Genomic DNA, 19081 nt, shown 5'->3' on the forward strand with positions numbered 1-19081 from the left:
GGGTGCAGCCACCGGACTTGGCGGTGGCCATCTGCAACGAGTATCGGCCGCCATGCAACAAAGTTGAGCGCAGGCTGCAACGCATCAGGAGCGTTTTCACCCAAGCTTAGTACTGAAGGACATAATGCCCGTACACGACGCTTACTCCTCCAGCGCCCGCGGCGGGTCGAGGTAGTCGCCCATGAACATCAAGGCACTGGGCAGGCTGGTGCGCCATACCCGCCAGGTGTGGCCGCCGCGCAGGACCTCGAGCATCAGGTGCTCGGGCTGGTGATCGACCAGCTCGCGGTAGATACGCCGGGCGTGCTCCTCGGCGTCCAGGGGGTCGCGATTGCCCGCACTGAGGTAGAGCGGCACGACCTGCGACTGCGCCAGGTAGTCGTCGAGGTAGGCGGTATAGTTGAGTTGCGACCATAGCACCGGATCGAAGCGCTCCTCGTCGTCGAGGAAGGCCGGGTGGCGACGCGCCGAGGAGTTGCCGGGCGGCATCGGACTGTAGCTGGCCGGGCTCAGCGCGGCGGCGGCGGCAAACAGGTCGGGACGTTCGAGAATGAAGTTGAGGGAACCGTACCCTCCCGCCGAGTTGCCGCCGATGGCTCGCCCTTCGCGGTGCTCGTGCACATGCCAGGCGGCCTCGATATGTGGCATCAGGTCCTCGAAGAAGGCCGTGCGCGCCGCCTCGTTGTGACCATCCACCCACCAACTGAAGCTCCCCGGCATGACGATCACCGCCGGCGGAATGCGACCTTGTTGAATCAGCCGGTCGGCCACCGCGCGCAGGTTGCCACTGGAGGTCCAGTCGCGGTCGGTGCCGAACGAACCGTGCAGCAGATAGATCACCGGATAGCTCTGATTGGACACCGCATAGCCGTCGGGCAGGTAGATGGTGTAGGGGTATTCACGCCCCAGGGTCTCCGACGCGAAGCGCTGATGGCTAACCTGTCCCGCCAGTGCCGGGGTAGCGAACAACAGCGTCATCATCGCGAGTAGCAGTCCACGCAGCGTTAGCGTCATATCCAGATGTCTCCCTATTCAGGCAAGCAACCAGCCCTGAAACGAAAAAGCCATGAAATGAAAAGGATAATTGTCTGCCAAGGAATTACTTGGCCTCGCTGCGGTCGGACATCACGCCACGCAAGGTCGTTCAACGGCTAACGATCGTCATCGAATGGATTGGGGGAGCCATGAAACGCATCGAGGAAATCTACTGGCTACGCTTCTACGGATGCCTGGCAGTCTTCTGCTTTCATTTCCTCGACCGTATCAACCAGCGCTACGACAACCTCTACATCGACCTGGCGCGTATCCCCACCGTGCTCGGCACGCCGGTATTCATCTTCATCTCCATCTTCCTGTTCTCGGCGCGCTACGGCAGTCATATCCCCGAGGGTTTCCTGGCCAACCGCGTCAAGTACGTGATGGTGCCTTATGTGGTCTACGGGTTGATCTACTCCACCACCAACTACCTGAGCGTGACCGCCGACGGCGGCGAACTGGGCTTCGTCGACAACTTCGTCGAGTACATGATCTACGCCGGCTGGCATGGCTACTTCCTGATCATCGCCATGCAGTTCTATGTCTTCTACTGGGTCTATACCCGCTACGACCTGGGCCGCTACCTGCCTGCCGCCCCCTGGCTGGTGCTCGGCAGCCTGATCAGCGCCGGCTACTGGGGCGTGACCCGCTGGTTCGAGGTATCCCCGCCGGGCTACCTGCACTGGATCGTCCCGGTGGGCTGGATCTACCTGTTTTTCCTGGCGCTGGTGCTGGTCCGCCACTACCCGCATCTGGAGCGCGTCAGCGCACTGCGCCAGCTGGCCAATCCGTGGTGGCTGGCCGGCTGGGTGGCGGTGATCGTGGCGCTGACTTTCGCCGGCCAGCTCGAGTACTCCTCCAAGGAGAGCTGGGTGATCCCCTTCTTCATCCTGTTTACCCTGTGGCTGATGCGCTATCTCAAGGATCGTCCGGCGCCGCCGCTGGTCAAGAAGATCAATGAGTACTCGTTCGGCATCTATCTGGCCCACCCGCTGTTTTTCGCCGTGGTCGATTTCGTCGACCGCTACGTGCACTTCTCGCTGCCACTCTATGCGGCACTGCTGCTGGTCGTCGGCATGGCCGGGTCGATCTGGCTCAACGCGCTGGTCAATCGACTCAGCTGGGGCGGTATGATGTTTGGCAAGCGCCTGGCGATCCGCTAGCCGACAAGACCCGCCACTCTGCGCTAGGCTATTGGCAGTTAAGCAGTTTCGATAATAACAGGAGCCCTAGATAGATGAGCAGGCCAATCTCACAGATCGTGGTGCCGGTGGACGGTTCGCGGGCCACCCTGGCGGCGGTGCGCCACGCTGCCCAGCTGGCACGGCTGTGGCAGGCGCCGCTGCAGCTGCTGCACGTGCAGCCGCTGTACCCCGCCGAGCTCAGCGATATCCCCGCCAACCGCCTCGACGAGGTCGACTACGACCATGAAGTGATCCAGGGCTCGGTGACCCGCGCCTTCGCCCAGGCGCGTCAGGCGCTGGGCAGTGACCTTGGCGTAGAGGTGGAAGAGGTGACTCTGCGCGAACACGACTTCGTGCGCCACCTGGCCCGCGAGATCATCGACCACACCAGCGAGATTCCCGACAGCATGCTGGTGATGGGCGCCCAGGGGCTCGACCGGCTCGGCAAGCTGCTGCGCGGCAACCTCAGCAATGCGGTAATTCACAAGGCACGCTGCCCGGTATGCGTGGTGCACGACCAGATGTCGATCGACGATGACGAGCATATCGACCGCATCCTGCTGCCGGTGGACGGTTCATCGCACAGCGCCGCCGCCGCCGAGCTGGCCGCCGGCCTGGCGATCTCCGGCAAGCTGCCGGTGGAGCTGATGTACTGCGTGCCGCGCGACCCCGACGACCCCGCCACTCCGACGCGCCAGCGTGACACCGAACGCCGCGAGTGCGACTGGATCTTCTCGCACGCCAAGAAGCACCTGGCCGGGGTCGAGTCGCCGATCATCGAACAGTGCCTGATCGGCCGCGCGCCGGCGGAAGCGATCCTCGACCACGCCCGCCAGGCCGGCGGCAAGCCGATGCTGATCATGGGCCGACGCGGCATGAGCCAGTGGCGCGAACAGCTGCTTGGCGGGGTCAGTCACAAGGTGATCGATCGATCGCCGTGCCCGATCACCGTGGTCACCCGCTGAGTACTAGGCGGTCGAGGCTTCGTAGGCGTGCTTGAGGCGGTAGAACTCGTCGACGATGGCATCCATAGCGCTGGCGTCGTAGTCGCGCAGGCCGCTGACCACCAGCTTCTTGGAGCCGTGGCCGATGGTCTCGCCGGCGCTGGTCATGTCGAATTCGAGCAGTACATCGCCGCGCTTGCCGGTGACCTCGAACGACGAACCGGCCAGCTCCAGGCCGGGTTCCACGGCATCCAGGCGAGTCAGCGAGAAGCCCATGCTGTCGTAGATCACCAGCGGACGCTGGGGGTTGAACATCACCCCCTGGGCCTCCATCAGCGGCTTCAGGTAGTGCGGGAAATTCTTTCCGGAAAACGCCACGTAGCGCCGCGCGAAGGCCTCGACCACCGACTCGTCGCGGGTCGATTCGCCGCGCCGCTCGACCTCGAGGTAGACCTTGCCGGAGTCGTCGGTGACGCGAATGCAGCCATCATCATGCTCAAGAAAATCCAGCGCCACGTCGGCTCCGACCATGCTCAGGAAGCGGAAATTCATGTGCTGCGACAGGCCGAAACGCATCAGCACCAGCGAGAACAGCAGGTCGCCGGGCACGCAGAAGCGCCGCGCATCGGGGTTATGGATCGGGTTGTAATCCCCCGCCACGCGTTTGGCGAAGTGACTGGCCTGATCCGCGGAGATACCGATGCGGCCATCCCTGACCGAATGAAAATCATCGAGAAACATGCGTTATGTGCCTGCGCATAAGTGGTGTATCAAGGGATGATGCCATATTCCATACGGCAAAGGAGGCGGCAGGTTGACCCATAGTGTCATGCGTTGTCTAGCGGCATCGCGCCCGGCGAGCGCGTTTCGGCACGCCGCTGACGCCTTTTATGCCGCTCTCCAACCGCTGCGACAGCGCTGATGGCGTGGCGTTCGTCTACGCCGGTACGGCGCGTCGCCAAGGTCCTGCTGCTGGCACTGCTCGGCCTGTGGCTGGTGTATCTGGCGCTGGCCAACACCCTGCTCAACAGCGAGCGGCTGCGCGCTGCCCTGCTCGATGAACCGCTGGCGCGTGCCGAACTCGACCTGCGCTGGGAGCGCGCCTGGAGCTGGTACCCCGGCCAGCTCAGTGCCGCCCGCCTGGAACTGGTTCAGCAGGCACCGCGCTGGCTGGGGCTTGACGTCGAGCAGGTCAGCCTCCAGGTCGCGCTGCGCCCGCTGTTCGATGGGCGCATCGAGATCGAGCGGCTCGATGCCCGGCGCATCCATGAAGTCGCCGTGGGCCGGCTGCGCATCGCCGGTAGCGGCAGGCTGAGTCTCAGCCAACTGGCTTGGCAGCAGCGCGAACTCTCCATTCAGGGCGTGGCGCTCGACCTCGATGACGGCCGGGTCACCCGCGATGCGGTGACCCTGGTCGAGGACATCCAGCTCGACGCGCGCCTGGCGCTTGCCCCCTTCGACTTTGCCGATCAGCGCGGCGGCGATATCGTTACTGCGGTCGACGGCGAGATCGAGCTGGCCGGTGCCAGCGACGCCTATGCGGTGTTCAGCGACTACCTGCTGGGGCTCGAGTGGCTCGAGGTCAGCGGCCACGGCGACCTCACCGGGCGCCTGCTATTCGAGGGTGGCGAACTGCTGCCCGGCAGCGAGCTGCAGCTCGACTCCCCCGACCTCGGCGTGTCCCTCGACAGCACCCGCCTGACCCCCGGCGGCCAGCGCTACCAGCTGCTCGGTGACGGCAGCATCCGCGCCACCATCAGCGACGAGCACGGTGAGCCGGAAACCCGCCTGGGTCTGGCGCTGGACGACATGCGCATGTGGCAGCAGGGCGGCGCCGAGGTGATGCGCGGCGACGGCTTTCGCATCGCCCTGGCCGGCGACCGGCTGCGCCTCGACCAGCCCCCCGAGCGCCTGCACCGCGCCGGGCTGCGCTGGGAGGACACCGAGCTGACCGACATCGCCGCGCTGGCGCCCTATCTGCCCGCCGCCATACCGCTCCAACTGGAAGGCGGCCGTGCGCGCCTGCGCGGTTTTCTCGACTTCCGCAACGACGCCCTCTCCGGCACCTTCCGCCTCGACGGCGACGAGGTCGGCCTGCGCCTCGGCGACACCCCGATGCGCGGGCGCCTGGGACTGACCCTGGCACTGCCGCTGCTCGACCCGCGCAGCGGCCAGCTCCACCTCTCCGGCACGCATCTCAGGCTGGCAGCCACCGGCGACGACGCCGAAGAACCACTGACCACCTCGCTGGTGTTCCCCCGCGCCGAGCTGGCCAGCGCCTGGCCACTGCTGCCGCTGGAGCCATTTGTCGCCGCCGGTGACACTCACCGCGACGACCCGGTGGTCGCCGCCCCGCTGCTCGCCACCACGCCGTTCGACGCCGCCCTGAGTGTTTCCGGCGAGATCGACAATCTCGGCGTGCTCGATGGTCTGCTCGGCGAGCTGTTCGTCGACCAGACGCTGGGCCTGCGCGGTGGCGGACGCCTGAGCGCCGAGTTCGATATCCACCAGGGCCGGCCGCTGCCCGGCAGCCGGCTGCAGATCGACTCGCAGGCGATCGGCGGACGCTTCCTGGGCCTCGACACCCTCGGCCAGGGCACCCTCACCGCCAGCGTGGTCGACGACACGCCGCAGCGCGGGCTGCTGACCCTGGACCTGCGCGAGGTCGGCGTAAGCCGCCTGAGCGACGGCCGCCAGCTGTTCGACGCGCCGCATCTCTCGCTCAGTGCCACTGGCGAACTGCCTGACAGCGGTCGCCAGCTGGGCAACCCCGAAGCGCAACTGGCGTGGCAGGCCGCCGAGGTGCCCGATGTCGCCGCGCTAAACCTCTACCTGCCCGACTCACCGGCCTGGCAGCTGGACGGCGGCACCGCCACCACCAGCGGCGTGCTGGTGGTCGACCGCGACAGCGCCCGCGGGCGAGTCACCCTCGACGGCAACGCCGTTCGTGGCCAGCTGCTTGGCCAGACGCTGAGCGGTGCCGCCGACCTCGAACTGATCATCAACCAGGCGCGCTTCGACAGCGGGCGACTCGATATCAGCGGCTCACGGCTGGCGCTCCAAGCCAGCGCCGCGGACGCCGAGACACGCAGCGTGGTGGTCGCCCGCGACGCGGTGCTTACCGGCGGCAGCGGCTGGCAGCAGGGCGGCGCACGCACGCCCAGCGGCCGGCTACGCCTCGACGGCCTGCTCGCCGACATGGCGCTGTTCAACGCGCTGCTGACCAGCGAACACGGCCTGGCGGTGGACGGCAGCGCCCAGCTACGCGCCGACATCGAGCTCGACGCCGGCCGGCTGGTGCCGGGCAGCGAGCTGCGCCTCGACGCCACGCCGTTCTCACTGGCCTTTCTCGACCTCAGCGCCCGCGGCGACGGCCAGCTGGTGGCCACCGCTACCGGCAGCCTTGAGGCGCCCAGCGCGGCGCTGACCCTACGCATGCCGCAGCTGGCCCTGCGCCGCGGCGACGCCGACGAGGCGCTGATCGAGGGCCGTCATATGCAGCTCACCGCCGAAGCCCGCCGGCTCGATCTCGACGCCGGGCTACAGGCCCTGGATACGCATATCGCCCTGCCGCACATCGAGGCGCCGGACCTTGCCGTGTTCAATGCCTACCTGCCGGACGACTCGCCGCTGACGCTGCTGGGTGGGCGCGCCACGCTGGCCAGCGACCTGCGCCTCGACGGCTACCAGGCACACGGCATGCTGCGCCTCGACGCCCCCGACGCGCAGCTGGCCTTCCGCGAGCGTCAGCTCAGCGGCAGCCTGATGATCGATGCGCGGCTCAATGACGGCGACCTGCGTGATATGACCTTCGACAGCAGCGGCTCGCGGGTTTCGCTGAGCAACCTTCAACTGGCCGACGACGACGCCCGCTCCGCGGGCTGGTGGGCCGACCTGGAGCTTGCCGAGGGGCGCCTGACATGGCAGCGGCCGCTGGTGCTGGACAGCCAACTGCGCCTGGCGATGCGCGACAGCGGGCCGCTGGTGGAACTGTTCGTCAGCGCCGCCAATGAGCGACGCTGGCTGCGCAACCTGCTTACCGTGCGCGATATCCGCGGCTCGGCGCGGCTCGACATGCGCCAGCAGCGCCTGGATATCCATGATCTCGAGCTCAACGGTCAGGGCCGCGAGTTGCGCGCCAACCTGCGGCTCGGCGAGGCCTCAGCGCGCGGCGTGTTCTACGCACGCTACGGTGCCCTGGCCCTCGGCGTGGCGCTGGCCGACGGCCGGCGCCGCTGGCAGTGGCCCGGGGCGCGGAGTTGGTTCGAGCGTCAGCCGGTGTTCAGCGATGCGTTCGCCTCCGAGAGCCACTGGCTGGAAGCGCTGGAGGTCGACCCGCCGTGATCCAGGCGATGCCCTCCCCCGATACGAGAGCCCGGTTCCAAGCCTCCCTCAAGGCACCTGCCGCTCACGGCGGAACACACGACACTACGCAATCAACCGCCTCCAATACACAGCGATAACACTTATATATTAATACTTACTTATAAGGCCTTTATCCCACATACCCCGCGGCAAATCTCCTACATGAAGTTAAGCACCTGCTTACATACATATCAGCCACCATACTAAACAATGAAATGCAAACAAGAAGGAACTTATAAACAAAACCTTGCTTGCGATATCTTGATCCGCCCGTAGCTCAGGCATCTTGTTCAAGACACTCATGCTGCACGCTTAAGCTCACATCAACCGATGTCCACCTAACGCAGGGGAAGGGGAAGGGGAAGGGGAAATGAAAGCCGACACCGACGTCGTACCGATAGACAAATACCACATCCATGTAGAACTCTACCAGCAGCCACATAACTCTGAAAGTATTATCATGGTAAATGGAGCTCTTGCCACTACGGCCTCATTTACCAACTGTGTCAAATATCTGCGCGACGGCATGAATGTCATCCTCTTCGACCTGCCATTCGCAGGCCAGTCGAAACAATATAACTCGGCAGGCGGCATCATCGATAAAGAGGATGAAGTCAATATACTACTTGCGCTCATCGAGCGCTTCAAACCCACATCACTGCTATCTGTTTCCTGGGGCGGTTATGCCGCCATGATGGCCTTGTCGCAGTCTCCCAGCTCGATCAAGAAAGCCGTTCTGGCATCCTTCTCGACCCAGCTCAACAACGCGATGCTGCGCTATGTTCACGGTGCTCGGCACTACATCCAGCAAGGCGACGTAAAAACTGCCGCCAACCTTCTCAACGAAGAGGTGGGAAAATATCTTCCGCGTCTTCTGAAACATATCAATTACAGGCATCTCTCACGCCTGGACCAGCATGAGCTTCAGCAGGTTTGCTTTCATATTGAACAAATACTGTCCCTCAACGACACCGACTATGAACAACTACTAGGCGACATTAAAATACCAACTCTATTCGTCAATGGGGAACTGGATGAATACACGACTCCGCAGGACGTTATCATTGCCAAAGAGTATATGCAGCAGTGTGCCTTTGAGGTAGTGCCGAATACCGGACACTTCCTTGACCTTGAACATGCTGAGGCGCGGCAAACAATGGAAGGTATACTGCGTGACTTCCTGATTCCCACTGAGGAGAAGATACAGGTGGCATAACGCCTGGCACTGACCAGTAGCCAATCTCACTCAGGTCGGGGCCGGGGTACAGCTGTGCCGGCCAACTCAGCAGCATGATCGCCAGCACGTTGCGATGCTCGCCGCGCTCGAGATCGGTACTGCCATCGGTGGCGGGGATCATCCTCGCCTGCGGGTCGAAGGCGGCAACGATCGCCTCGCGCAGCCGCGCCACTGCCAAATGGTCGCCCTGGTCGGCGAGCAGGAAACTGATCCCCACCTCGGCCATGATGTCCTCGGTGGTATCAGCCAGGATACGCGGCAGCTCGGCGGCAAATGCATCGAGAATCCAGGCATGTTCGCTAGCGCTGACGTCGCGCTGGTAGTAGCGGCTGTCGGCGATCACGAAGTGAGTCATGCCGTAGATGCGATTGCGGTATTCGTCGACATCCAACGTCGCGACCCGCGCCGGCGAATAGTGCTCGCGGAAGGCGGTAACCACCTCGTCGCGCAGGTCGACGATCTCCAGCTGATGCAGGTAGTGAACCATATTGGCCACCTGGGCGGCGTACACCGACAGCACCTGCGGGTCGCTCAAGAAGGCGGCGAAGTCGACCTCGCCCAGATAGTCGAGGGCTCGCTCGTGGCCGGCCAGGCGCGGCGTGCCGAGCAACCCGTAGTAGTCGAGCTGCACCAGCGAGAACAGCAGGCTGCGGGCGTAGATCACCTCGTCCCAGTCGGCGAACATCTGGCGCCGGGCACGCTGCTTGGCGGTACGCGTGGGGTAGGCGTCGAGCAGCGCCAGGCTGCGCCGTGCGGCGTAGTCGTCATGCGCAGCCAAGCCGTCGAGCTCCTCGTTGATACGCAGCATCAGCCGCTTGGCGTGGCTTTCGGTCAACGGCACGTAGCGCGGGTCGCCGCTGATACGATAGAGCCGCTGGGCGTAGTGGCGCTGCTTGTCCAGCGGCAGCGTGAACAGCTCGGCTTCGTAACGGGCCTGAATCGCCTCGGCGACGCTCGCCTCGGTCGCAGGCGCAGGGCCCTGGGCGGCACAGCCCGCCAGCCATAGCAGCACCAGCCAGGCCACCAGCCATCCACGTGGGAATGCATGACGCATCTCGGGCACCTCCCTGTTGGCACCTGACGTCAGTATAGCCGCTGGCTAACGCCGCCCCTGCCGACGGCCGGGGCGGATCAGCTTGACCCGCGCCTTGCCGCGGCGCCGCTTGGGCGACGGCGTAGCGTCGGGCTCTGATGAGAGCGGCGGCTCGGCGTTCGAGGGTGGCGGCTCGGTGACCACCCAGGCGAAGGTCGGCAGTGTCAGCCGCCAGCGAATCGCCGCCAGGCGCAGGCCGAGGGTTACCACCAGCCCCAGGCCGATGGCCACCGCGGTGGGCGCCTGCCAAGCGCTGAGCAGCACGAACACCGTGCCACCGGCGATCGATGCCGTGGCGTAGACCTCCTGGCGCAGCACCATCGGCACGCGGCGCGCCAGCATGTCGCGAATCATGCCGCCGGCCACCCCGGTCATCAGCCCCATCAGCACCGCCACCACGCCAGGACTGCCCAGCAACAGCGCCTTGTGGGCGCCGATCACCGTGAATAGCGCCAGGCCGAAGGCGTCGGTCACCGGCAGGAAGGTGCGCGTCAGGCGGTGGATATAGTGAAAGCCGAGGATCGACACCGCTACCGTGGCCAGAATCACCCACAGGTAGGTCGGGTCTGTGACCCAAAACACCGGCCGCACGCCCAGCACCAGGTCGCGCAGGGTGCCCCCGCCGATGCCGGTCACCGCCGCCAGCACCAGCATGCCGAAAGGGTCCATCCGCGAGCGGCAGGCTAGTATTACCCCCGACAGCGCAAAGACGATCACCCCGGCCATGTCCAGCCAATAGATCCACCCCGTCACACCATGCTCTCCCTGCTGTTTGGCGTCAGCATACGCCAAGCGAGCCGTCAGGCCGACACTGGCGCATCTTGAGACCTTCGTCTAACAGCTCACCGCTGGCGTCATGAGCTAGGCATACTGGTAGAACTGAAACGATAAAGCCACCACCGATCCGCTCGCCATGCCGCTGCTCAAGGAGAAACTCGCCCCGCCTCCGCCGCCGCCCTGCGTGGTAGCTAGGCCGCGCCTCAACGACCGTTTCGCTCTCGACGAGCGGGTGCGCCTGTTGGTGGTGCAGGCGCCGCCGGGGTATGGCAAGAGCACCCTGGTGGCCGAGCGGCTGCCGGCCCTGGAGCAGCACGCCGCCTGGCTGCGTCTGGAGCGGCGCGACGACACCCCGGGGCGCTTTGCCGCCTATTTCCATGCCGCGCTGGAAAGGCTGCTGGACGATGCCGTCTCCCTGCCGGCCCTCGACGCGGCAGCCCCCCTCGCCCAGCAGTGCGAGGCGTGGCTGGCGGCGCTGCCCGAGGTGCTGACACCGCGGCGACTGGTGCTCGACGAGGCCGAGCATCTGCGCGACCCCGAGATCCTCGACGCCCTGCAGCTGTGGCTGCGCCACCAGCCGCGCTGGCTTACCCTGACGCTGATCGCGCGCACCCGCCCGGCCCTGGGCCTGGCGGCACTGCGTCTGCGCGGCGAGCTGGAGGAGATCGGCCTCGCCGAGCTGGCCTTCGACGTCGAGGAGGCACAGACCCTGTGCGCCGAGCAACTCAGCTTTCCCCCCACCCGGGTCAGCCTGGAGCGGGCCCTGCGCCGCAGCGGCGGCTGGGTGATGGCGCTCACCTGGCTGGTCGAGCGCACCACCACCCGGGCCGGCTTCGACGCCCTGGTCGACCGCCTGAGTGGCGCCCACCCCGACTTCGTGGCCTGGTTCGACGACCTGCTCGATGCCGAGCTCGACGACGAGGACCGCCGCCTGCTACTGCAGCTCGGCGTGCTCGAGCGCTTCTCGCCGGCGCTGGTGGCGCGGCTGCTGGAAGGTGAGCGCCTGACCCAGCGCCTCGCTGCCCTGGAACAGGCCGGGCTGTTCATCGAGGCGCTCGACCCGCATCAGCAGTGGTACCGCTTTCAGCGGCTGTTCGCCGGCTACCTGCGTCATCGCCGCCATGAGCTGAGCCTCGACAGCCAGCGCCAACTGCACCGCCGCGCCAGCCAGGCGTGGTTGGCGCTCGGCGACGCGGCGGCGGCGCTCGATCAGGCGATCCAGGCCGAGGCCCCGGAAGACCTCGTCGCGCTGCTCGTCGCCCATGGTCCGACGCTGCTGGCCAACGGTCATGTCGCCCGTCTCGCCGAGGCCCTGGCACGGCTCGGCGAGACGCGCATCGTCGCCGCCCCCGAGCTGACCCTGCTCTACGGCTGGGTGACCCACGCCCAGTTCCAATTCGACCTCACCGCCCGCGCCATCGGCTGGATCGAGGCCCAACTGGATGCCCCCGAGTGGCAGGCACTGGGCGCCGAATTCGCCACCCTGCGCGCCCAGTTGGCGATCAATCAGGGCGACGCCGAGCGCGCCGCACCGCTGGCCGAGCAGGCCCTGAGCCTGCCCGCCCGCTATCTGGCCTCGACGCCGGTGGCCGCCGCGGCGATCCTCACCGAGGCGCGCTTCGTGCTCGGCCACCTCGACGAGTCGCTGACGCGGATTCGCGAGGTGGAACGCGAGGCGGCTCGCCTCGGCGACGCCCAGCTGCGGCTGTGGTCGCTGTGCCATCAGTCCGAGACCCTGGTCGCCCAGGGCCGCCTGCAGGCCGCCTACGACATCCAGGAGCGCGCCTTCGCCCACCTCGAGCAGAGTGGCCAGACGCAGCTGCCGGTAGCGGAATTTCTCTACCGCATCCGCAGCCAGCTGCTGTGGGAGTGGCACCGCCTCGACGACGCCGAGCAGGCGGCGCTGGCCGGCATCGCGGTGCTCGACGGCCAGGGCGAACGCTGGACCCTGCAGTGCCATATCAGCCTCGCCAAGGTGGCCCAGAGCCGCGGCGACCAGGCCCAGTGCGCCGACCATATCCGCCGCCTGCGCAAGATTCTCGCCGAGGGTGACTACCATATCGACTGGGTGGCCAACGCCCACGCCACCCTGCTCGCCTGGTGGCAAGCGACCCACGACCTCGACGCCGTAGCGCGCTGGCTGCAGGAGGCGCCCCGCGCCGAGCCGGAACGGGCCAGCAATCACTTCGCTCAGTGCAACGTGCGCAACCACGCCCGCGCCCTGACCCTGCTCGGCCGCTGCGACGAGGCCGAGGCGCTGCTCGAGCCGCTCGAGGCCCATACCGCCCGGCTCGGCCTGGTCACCGACGCCAACCGCAACCAGCTGTGTCTGACCGCCTTGGCCTGGCAGCGCGACGACCGCAGCACCGCCCTTGCGCACCTCCACCAGGCGCTGACGCTCGCCTCGCGCACCGCCCTGATCGGCAGCTTCCTGCGCCTCGGCCCACCGCTGTCCGAGCTGCTGCAGGCGCTGCTCGATGGCGGCGAACTCGACGAGCTGGCCTGCCAACGCGCCACGCGGCTGATCGAGCTGACCGGGCGCCAGCGTGAGTTCGGCAACGCCGTGAGGCTGATGCTCGACGAGGCGGTCATCGCCGATATCGTCGCCCGCCCCGACGTACCCGAGCTGATTCGCACCTCGCCGCTGACCCGTCGCGAATGGCAGATCCTTGGCCTGATCCACGCCGGGCTCTCCAACGAGCAGATCGCCGAGCAGCTCTCGGTTGCGCCGACCACCGTCAAGACGCATATCCGCAGCCTCTACCAGAAGCAGAACATCCGCCGCCGCGATGAGGCCATCGCCCTGGCTGGCGAGCTGCTGGCACACATCCAGGGCGACTAGCCGCGCCTCCTCCCCCCCTCTACGCCGCCTCCTACGCCGCCGGGAGGATTTCACCCGTGCCGGTGCCGCGCACCATGGCCATTACGCCTAGTCTCGCGGCAGCACTGCTGTGCGCCGCGGGTTATCGATCAACCACAACAAGGAACATGCGCACATGGCACAGGCTTCTCGCTACGTAGGCCCCCAGGGGGCCGACTGGTGGCGCGGCGCGGTGATCTACCAGATCTACCCGCGCAGCTTCATGGACAGCCGCGGCGACGGCATCGGTGACCTGCAGGGGGTGATCGACCAGCTCGACTACATCGCCTCCCTCAACGTCGACGCCATCTGGCTGTCACCCTTCTTCACCTCGCCAATGAAGGACTTCGGCTACGACATCAGCGACTACCGCGACGTGGACCCGATGTTCGGCAGCCTCGACGACTTCGACCGCCTTGTGGAGGCGGCCCACGCCCGCGGCCTCAGGGTCACCATCGACCAGGTGCTGTCGCACAGCTCCGACCAGCACGCCTGGTTCAGCGAGAGCCGCGCCAGCCGCGACAATCCCAAGGCGGACTGGTACGTGTGGGCCGATGCCCGCGCCGACGGCTCGCCGCCCACCAACTGGCAGTCGGTGTTCGGCGGCTCGAGCTGGCAGTGGGACACGCGTCGCTGCCAGTACTACCTGCACAACTTCCTGGCCAGCCAGCCGGATCTCAACTTCCACAACCCGGCGGTGATCGAGGCGATCCTCGGCGAGGTGCGCTTCTGGCTGGAGCGCGGCGTGGACGGCTTCCGCCTCGACGCGGTCAACTTCTGCACCCACGGCAAGCTCGAGGACAACCCGCCCCGCGAGGACCTGGCAGAGGGCTTTCTCGGCGTGCGCCCCGACAACCCCTACGGCTTCCAGCACCACCTTCACGACAAGACCCAGCCGGACAATCTGATATTCCTCGAGAAGCTGCGCGCGCTGCTCGACGAGTACCCCGGCACCACCAGCGTCGGCGAGGTCGGCGACGACGACTCGCTGCGGGTGATGGCCGAGTACACCCAGGGCGGCAAGCGGCTGCACATGGCCTACTCCTTCGACCTGCTCGGCGAGCGCCACGACCCGGCCTTCCTGCAGCACACCCTCACCGAAATGGAGCGGCGCATCGCTGACGGCTGGCCGTGCTGGGCGCTGGGCAACCACGACGTAGTGCGTCTCGCCACCCGCTGGCAGGCCGCCGACAATCCCGCCGCGCTGCGCCTCTACATGGCCTTCCTGCTCACCCAGCGCGGCAGCGTCTGCCTCTACCAGGGCGAGGAACTGGGGCTGCCCGAGGCCCAGTTGAGTTTCGAACAGCTGGTCGACCCCGCCGGCATCACCTTCTGGCCGGCCTACAAGGGCCGCGACGGCTGCCGCACGCCTCACCCCTGGGTCGCCAATGCCCGGTACGCCGGCTTCAGCAGCGCCACACCCTGGCTGCCGGTGCCCGTCGAGCATGCCAACCTGGCGGTTGACCGGCAGGATGACGACCCGGCCTCGCTGCTCAACGCCTACCGCGCCTTCCTGGCCTTCCGCCGCGGGCTGCCCGCGCTGGTCAAGGGCGACGTGCGCTACCATTCGCTGCAGGGCGAGGTGATGCGCTTCGAACGACGCTATCAGGGCGAACGCCTGCTGGTGGCCCTCAACTTCGCCGCCACGCCCTGCGAGGTCGCCGCCCCGGCCAGCGCCGAGCCACTGGCGGATGCTCCGCCGCTGGTCAACGGCCGCTGGCAGAACGGCACCCTGACGCTACCCGCTTACGGCATTGCCATCGCGCGCTGCTCGGAGGACAACCCATGGGACGCCTGACACTGGAAGGGATCGGCAAGGCCTTCGGCGAGGTGGAGATCTCTCGAGATATCGACCTGACCATCGAGGACGGCGAGTTCGTGGTCTTCGTCGGCCCTTCGGGCTGCGGCAAGTCGACCCTGCTGCGCATGATTGCCGGGCTGGAGGACATCACCCAGGGCGAGATGTGCCTGGACGGCGAGCGCATCAACGAGATCCCGCCCCAGGAGCGCGACATCGGCATGGTGTTCCAGTCCTACGCGCTCTATCCGCACATGAGCGTGGCGGAGAACATGGCCTTCGGCCTCAAGCTGGCGCGCACCGACAAGGCCGAGATCCGCCGGCGCGTGCAGCACGCCGCCGAGATGCTGCACCTCAGCGAACTGCTCGAACGCCGCCCCAAGGACCTCTCCGGCGGCCAGCGCCAGCGGGTCGCCATCGGTCGCACCCTGGTCAAGGAGCCGGCGGTGTTCCTGTTCGACGAGCCGCTCTCAAACCTGGATGCGGCGCTGCGGGTCGACATGCGGGTGCAGATCGCCGAGCTGCACAAGCGCCTGCAGGCGACCATGATCTACGTCACCCACGACCAGGTCGAGGCGATGACCCTGGCCGACCGCATTGTGCTGCTCTCAGGCGGCCGCATCGCCCAGGTCGGCGCGCCGCTGTCGCTCTACCACTTCCCCAGGACCCTGGAGGTCGCCGAATTCATCGGCTCACCGCGCATCAACACCCTGAGCGTCGAAGTGCTCGACCCCGGTCGCCTGCATACGGCGGTGCGCCTGCCCGGCGGCGCCACCCTCCAGGTGGCCGTCGACGGTGCCCGGCTCAAGGCTGGCGAGCGCGCCACCCTGGGCGTGCGCGCCGAGGACTTCGTCGCCCCGGACCAGGCCGAGGCGACGCTCCAGGCGCGCCTGATGGTCGCCGAGAAGCTCGGCTACGAGACCCTCGCCCACCTGCAGGTGGAAGGGGTCGAGGCGACGCTAACCCAGCGCCTCGACGGCCTCGCCCATCTCGACGACCACCAGGCCGTCACCCTCGGCCTTGACGGCAAGCACTGCCACCTGTTCGGCGCCGACGGCAGCGCCTGTCCTCGCCAGGTGGAGATCCCCGGCGTCACCCACTGAGCGCCGATCGACCACCACCCTGCGCCCCGGTGCTTATCCAGCCCGGGGCGATTTATTGCCTGCCTCAACGTCTACCCAAAAGAACCCCGATCATATGATCGGGGTCGAGCAAGGCTCTGCTCAGGGCGAGGAAACGAGGCGGAACGCTAGCCCTTGACGCCGCCGGCGGTCAGCCCGCCGATGATCCAGCGCTGACAGATCAGGAAGGCGACGGTGATGGGCAGGCCGGAGAGCACCGCGGCGGCGGCGAAGTTACCCCAGCGCTGGTTGTGGTCGGCCAGGTACTGCTGGGCACCCACGGCGAGCGTCAGCTTGTGCTCGTCGACCAGCAGCACCGAGGCCATGGGGTACTCCATGATGCTCATCACGAAGGCGAGAATGAACACCACCATCAGAATCGGCACCGACAGCGGCAGCAGGATATAGCGGAACGCCTGCCAGGTGCTGGCGCCGTCGACCATGGCGGCCTCCTCTAGCGAGCCGTCGATGGACTCGAAGTAGCCCTTGATGGTCCAGATATGCAGCGCCACGGCGCCCAGTGAGGCGACGATCAACGCCCCGTGGGTGTTGATGCCAAGCCACGGCACCAGCTGGCCGAGGCGGTCGAACAGCGCGTAGAGCGCCACCAGCGAGAGCACCGCCGGGAACATCTGGAAGATCAGCATGCCCTTGAGGAGCGGCGCCTTGCCCTTGAAGCGCATGCGCGCGAAGGCGTAGGCGCTGGTGGTGGCGAGCATCAGGATCAGCAGCGACGACACCACCGCCACCTTGATCGAGTTCCACAGCCACAGCAGTACCGGGAACGGCGGCTGGACCACGCTGCCGTCGGCACGCTCCCAGGGGATGCCCAGCGCCAGCGACCAGTGCTCCAGCGAGAAGCGTTCGGGGATCAGGCTGCCGGTGGCGAAGTTGCCCTCGCGAAACGAGATCGAGATCACCAGCAGCAGCGGAAAGACGATCAGCGAGACGAAGCCGATCAGGGCGAGATGCGCGCCCAGACGGCGGGCGCGGATCGAGCGGGGTTGAACCATGGCCATGACGGTTTCTCCTTATCAGACCTTGACCTTGGACAGGCGCAGATTGAGCAGCGACATGCCCGCCACCAGCAGGAAGATCAGGGTGGCGATGGCCGCCGCCAGCCCGAAGTCCTGGCCGGCATCCTGGAAGGCGATGCGGTAGGTGTAGCTGACGAGCAGGTCGGTGGTGCCCGCCGGGGTGCTGGCGCCGAGGATATCGGGGTTACCGCCGGTGAGCAGGGCGATCAGCACGAAGTTGTTGAAGTTGAAGGCGAAGGCGGCGATCAGCAGCGGCGTCAGGGGCTTGAGGATCAGCGGCAGGGTGATGGTCAGCATGTTGGTGAGCGGCCCCCCGCCGTCCACCGCCGAGGCCTCGTAGAGATCGCGGGGGATCGACTGGATCAGGCCCATGCACAGCAGTAGCATATAGGGGTAGCCGAGCCAGGTATTGACGATCAACAGCATGCTGCGCGCCAGCCACGGGTCGGTAAACCACTCGGGGCGGATGCCGAACACCCCGTCGAGGATCATGTTCACCTCGCCGAAGTGCTGGTTGAACATGCCCTTGAAGATAAGGATCGAGATGAACGCCGGCACCGCGTAGGGCAGGATCAGCAGCGTGCGGTAGATCGCCTTGCCGCGCAGCTGGTCCCACTGCAGCAGCGAGGCGAGGGTGAAACCGACGACCAGGGTGAACAGCACGGTGAGACCGGCGAAGGCGAAGGTCCAGACAAAGATCTGCATGAAGGGGCCGCGGATATCCGGGTCGGCGAAGATCCGCTTGTAGTTGTCCAGGCCCACCGCCACCGGCCAGCCGGGGGTGATGCGCTGGCCATCGTCGCTGACGAAGAAGCCGGTCTCGCGGTCCGGCGTCAGCACCCGGTCGTCGCGGCGATCATGGAGCGAGCCGTCATCGCTGGCCTCATAGCGGTCGAGCATGGGCGCGAAGTGGCGCAGCCCCGCCATGCGCAGTTCCAGGCCTTCCGGGGTCACCAGGCGCAGCGCCTGCAGGGCGTCGCGGGCGGCGATCACCTCGCGCATCTCGAGCGGCTCGGCGTCGAGGGCCTGGTGCAGCGGCTCGATCTCGATGCGCCGGGTGGCGTCGTCGTCGAGGTCGAGGGGCCCACTGATGAAGCGGGTGGCCCCCTCCAGGGCGGCCTCCAGTTCGGCATCGGCCTCGCCCTCCAGCGGGGGCTCCCCCTCGCGCTCCAGGGTGAGCCGCACCCGGTCACCCTCGCGATAGGCCTGGAAGGTGAAGGAAGCACCCTCCTCCTGATAGGTCCGCGCCAGCAGCTGACCGCGCACCCGGTCTTCGCTGAGCAGGTTGCTGGAGCTGTAGTTGCTGAAGCTGATGCCGATGGTATAGAGCAGCGGGAAGATCACGAACACCCCGAGCCCCGCCACTGCCGGAAAGATGTAGCGGTGGCTCATCAGGGTGCGCTTGGTGAACACCACCGCCAGCGAGGCGCCAAGCACCAGGAACAGCAGCGCGAACATCCACTGGCCGTTGAGATGAAAGGCCAGCACCAGCCACATCAGGGTCAGCACCAGGGCCGCTACCAGGCCGCGCATGGCCCAGCGGGTATAGCGCTCGGCGACATGCCGCGAACGGTGTCGCGGCAGGCCTCGGGAAGCGTTGGTCGTATACATGTCGATATCCTGCGGGAGC

Annotated in this window: 12 protein-coding genes and 1 pseudogene; 7 read left to right on the top strand and 6 right to left on the bottom strand. The window is 66.6% G+C overall.

Features of this window, described 5'->3' with window-relative positions:
* Positions 1 to 141 precede the first annotated feature (141 nt).
* A complete protein-coding gene (locus QC821_RS17465) occupies positions 142 to 1014 on the bottom strand; it encodes an alpha/beta hydrolase (protein ID WP_309724161.1) in 873 nt (290 codons plus the stop codon).
* Positions 1015 to 1184: 170 nt separating this feature from the next.
* Between QC821_RS17465 and QC821_RS17470 the strand changes: the two genes are divergently transcribed.
* Both QC821_RS17470 and QC821_RS17475 read left to right on the top strand, forming a co-directional pair.
* Positions 1185 to 2198 (top strand): acyltransferase family protein, encoded by a 1014-nt coding sequence (locus tag QC821_RS17470; protein ID WP_309724163.1) that lies wholly within the window; start codon positions 1185 to 1187, stop codon positions 2196 to 2198.
* A gap of 74 nt (positions 2199 to 2272) precedes the next feature.
* On the top strand, positions 2273 to 3184 hold the full coding sequence (locus QC821_RS17475; RefSeq protein ID WP_309724165.1) for a universal stress protein: 912 nt from the start codon (positions 2273 to 2275) through the stop codon (positions 3182 to 3184).
* 3 nt (positions 3185 to 3187) lie between these two features.
* Here QC821_RS17475 and QC821_RS17480 read toward each other — a convergent pair whose 3' ends face one another.
* Positions 3188 to 3904 (bottom strand): DUF3581 family protein, encoded by a 717-nt coding sequence (locus QC821_RS17480; protein WP_309724167.1) that lies wholly within the window; start codon positions 3902 to 3904, stop codon positions 3188 to 3190.
* A 180-nt stretch (positions 3905 to 4084) separates the two neighbouring features.
* Here QC821_RS17480 and QC821_RS17485 point away from each other — a divergent pair, with 180 nt between their 5' ends.
* Positions 4085 to 7507 carry a hypothetical protein gene (locus QC821_RS17485; RefSeq protein WP_309724169.1) on the top strand — a complete coding sequence of 1141 codons (3423 nt, stop codon included), beginning with the start codon at positions 4085 to 4087 and terminating at the stop codon, positions 7505 to 7507.
* A gap of 391 nt (positions 7508 to 7898) precedes the next feature.
* Entirely contained in the window at positions 7899 to 8744 is an 846-nt protein-coding gene (locus tag QC821_RS17490; RefSeq protein ID WP_309724170.1) for an alpha/beta fold hydrolase, read from the top strand.
* 34 nt (positions 8745 to 8778) lie between these two features.
* On the opposite strand, the pseudogene QC821_RS17495 reads toward QC821_RS17490, so the two are convergent.
* Together QC821_RS17495 and QC821_RS17500 are read right to left on the bottom strand one after the other, a co-directional pair.
* A pseudogene (locus QC821_RS17495) lies at positions 8779 to 9819 on the bottom strand (DUF3541 domain-containing protein); the annotation flags it as partial.
* A 45-nt stretch (positions 9820 to 9864) separates the two neighbouring features.
* Positions 9865 to 10611, bottom strand: coding sequence for a trimeric intracellular cation channel family protein (locus tag QC821_RS17500; protein ID WP_309724172.1), 747 nt, complete (start codon positions 10609 to 10611; stop codon positions 9865 to 9867).
* Positions 10612 to 10771: 160 nt separating this feature from the next.
* Between QC821_RS17500 and malT the strand changes: the two genes are divergently transcribed.
* The 3 genes from malT (at position 10772) to ugpC (ending at position 16396) form a co-directional block, all read left to right on the top strand.
* Positions 10772 to 13477: an HTH-type transcriptional regulator MalT gene (gene malT, locus QC821_RS17505; protein WP_309724173.1), complete on the top strand. Its 2706-nt coding sequence runs from the start codon at positions 10772 to 10774 to the stop codon at positions 13475 to 13477.
* 154 nt (positions 13478 to 13631) lie between these two features.
* A complete protein-coding gene (locus tag QC821_RS17510) occupies positions 13632 to 15293 on the top strand; it encodes an alpha-amylase family glycosyl hydrolase (RefSeq protein WP_309724175.1) in 1662 nt (553 codons plus the stop codon).
* Complete coding sequence (ugpC, locus tag QC821_RS17515) at positions 15281 to 16396, top strand: sn-glycerol-3-phosphate ABC transporter ATP-binding protein UgpC (protein WP_309724176.1); 1116 nt, start codon at positions 15281 to 15283, stop codon at positions 16394 to 16396. Before QC821_RS17510 ends, ugpC begins: the two co-directional genes overlap by 13 nt.
* Positions 16397 to 16542: 146 nt before the next feature.
* On the opposite strand, the gene malG is transcribed toward ugpC, so the two are convergent.
* Both malG and malF read right to left on the bottom strand, forming a co-directional pair.
* Positions 16543 to 17433, bottom strand: a complete 891-nt coding sequence (malG, locus tag QC821_RS17520; protein ID WP_156889365.1) for a maltose ABC transporter permease MalG — start codon at positions 17431 to 17433, stop codon at positions 16543 to 16545.
* Positions 17434 to 17448: 15 nt separating this feature from the next.
* Positions 17449 to 19062 carry a maltose ABC transporter permease MalF gene (gene malF / locus QC821_RS17525; protein ID WP_309724179.1) on the bottom strand — a complete coding sequence of 538 codons (1614 nt, stop codon included), beginning with the start codon at positions 19060 to 19062 and terminating at the stop codon, positions 17449 to 17451.
* Positions 19063 to 19081: the final 19 nt, after the last annotated feature.

The sequence above is a fragment of the Franzmannia qiaohouensis genome (assembly GCF_031451695.1).
In the GTDB taxonomy this organism is placed as follows: domain Bacteria; phylum Pseudomonadota; class Gammaproteobacteria; order Pseudomonadales; family Halomonadaceae; genus Franzmannia; species Franzmannia qiaohouensis.

Coding starts and splice junctions, on each gene's coding strand:
- QC821_RS17465 (WP_309724161.1), bottom strand. CDS start 1,014: ATGACGCTAACGCTGCGTGGACTGCTACTCGCGATGATGACGCTGTTG.
- QC821_RS17470 (WP_309724163.1), top strand. CDS start 1,185: ATGAAACGCATCGAGGAAATCTACTGGCTACGCTTCTACGGATGCCTG.
- QC821_RS17475 (WP_309724165.1), top strand. CDS start 2,273: ATGAGCAGGCCAATCTCACAGATCGTGGTGCCGGTGGACGGTTCGCGG.
- QC821_RS17480 (WP_309724167.1), bottom strand. CDS start 3,904: ATGTTTCTCGATGATTTTCATTCGGTCAGGGATGGCCGCATCGGTATC.
- QC821_RS17485 (WP_309724169.1), top strand. CDS start 4,085: ATGGCGTGGCGTTCGTCTACGCCGGTACGGCGCGTCGCCAAGGTCCTG.
- QC821_RS17490 (WP_309724170.1), top strand. CDS start 7,899: ATGAAAGCCGACACCGACGTCGTACCGATAGACAAATACCACATCCAT.
- malT (WP_309724173.1), top strand. CDS start 10,772: ATGCCGCTGCTCAAGGAGAAACTCGCCCCGCCTCCGCCGCCGCCCTGC.
- QC821_RS17510 (WP_309724175.1), top strand. CDS start 13,632: ATGGCACAGGCTTCTCGCTACGTAGGCCCCCAGGGGGCCGACTGGTGG.
- ugpC (WP_309724176.1), top strand. CDS start 15,281: ATGGGACGCCTGACACTGGAAGGGATCGGCAAGGCCTTCGGCGAGGTG.
- malG (WP_156889365.1), bottom strand. CDS start 17,433: ATGGCCATGGTTCAACCCCGCTCGATCCGCGCCCGCCGTCTGGGCGCG.
- malF (WP_309724179.1), bottom strand. CDS start 19,062: ATGTATACGACCAACGCTTCCCGAGGCCTGCCGCGACACCGTTCGCGG.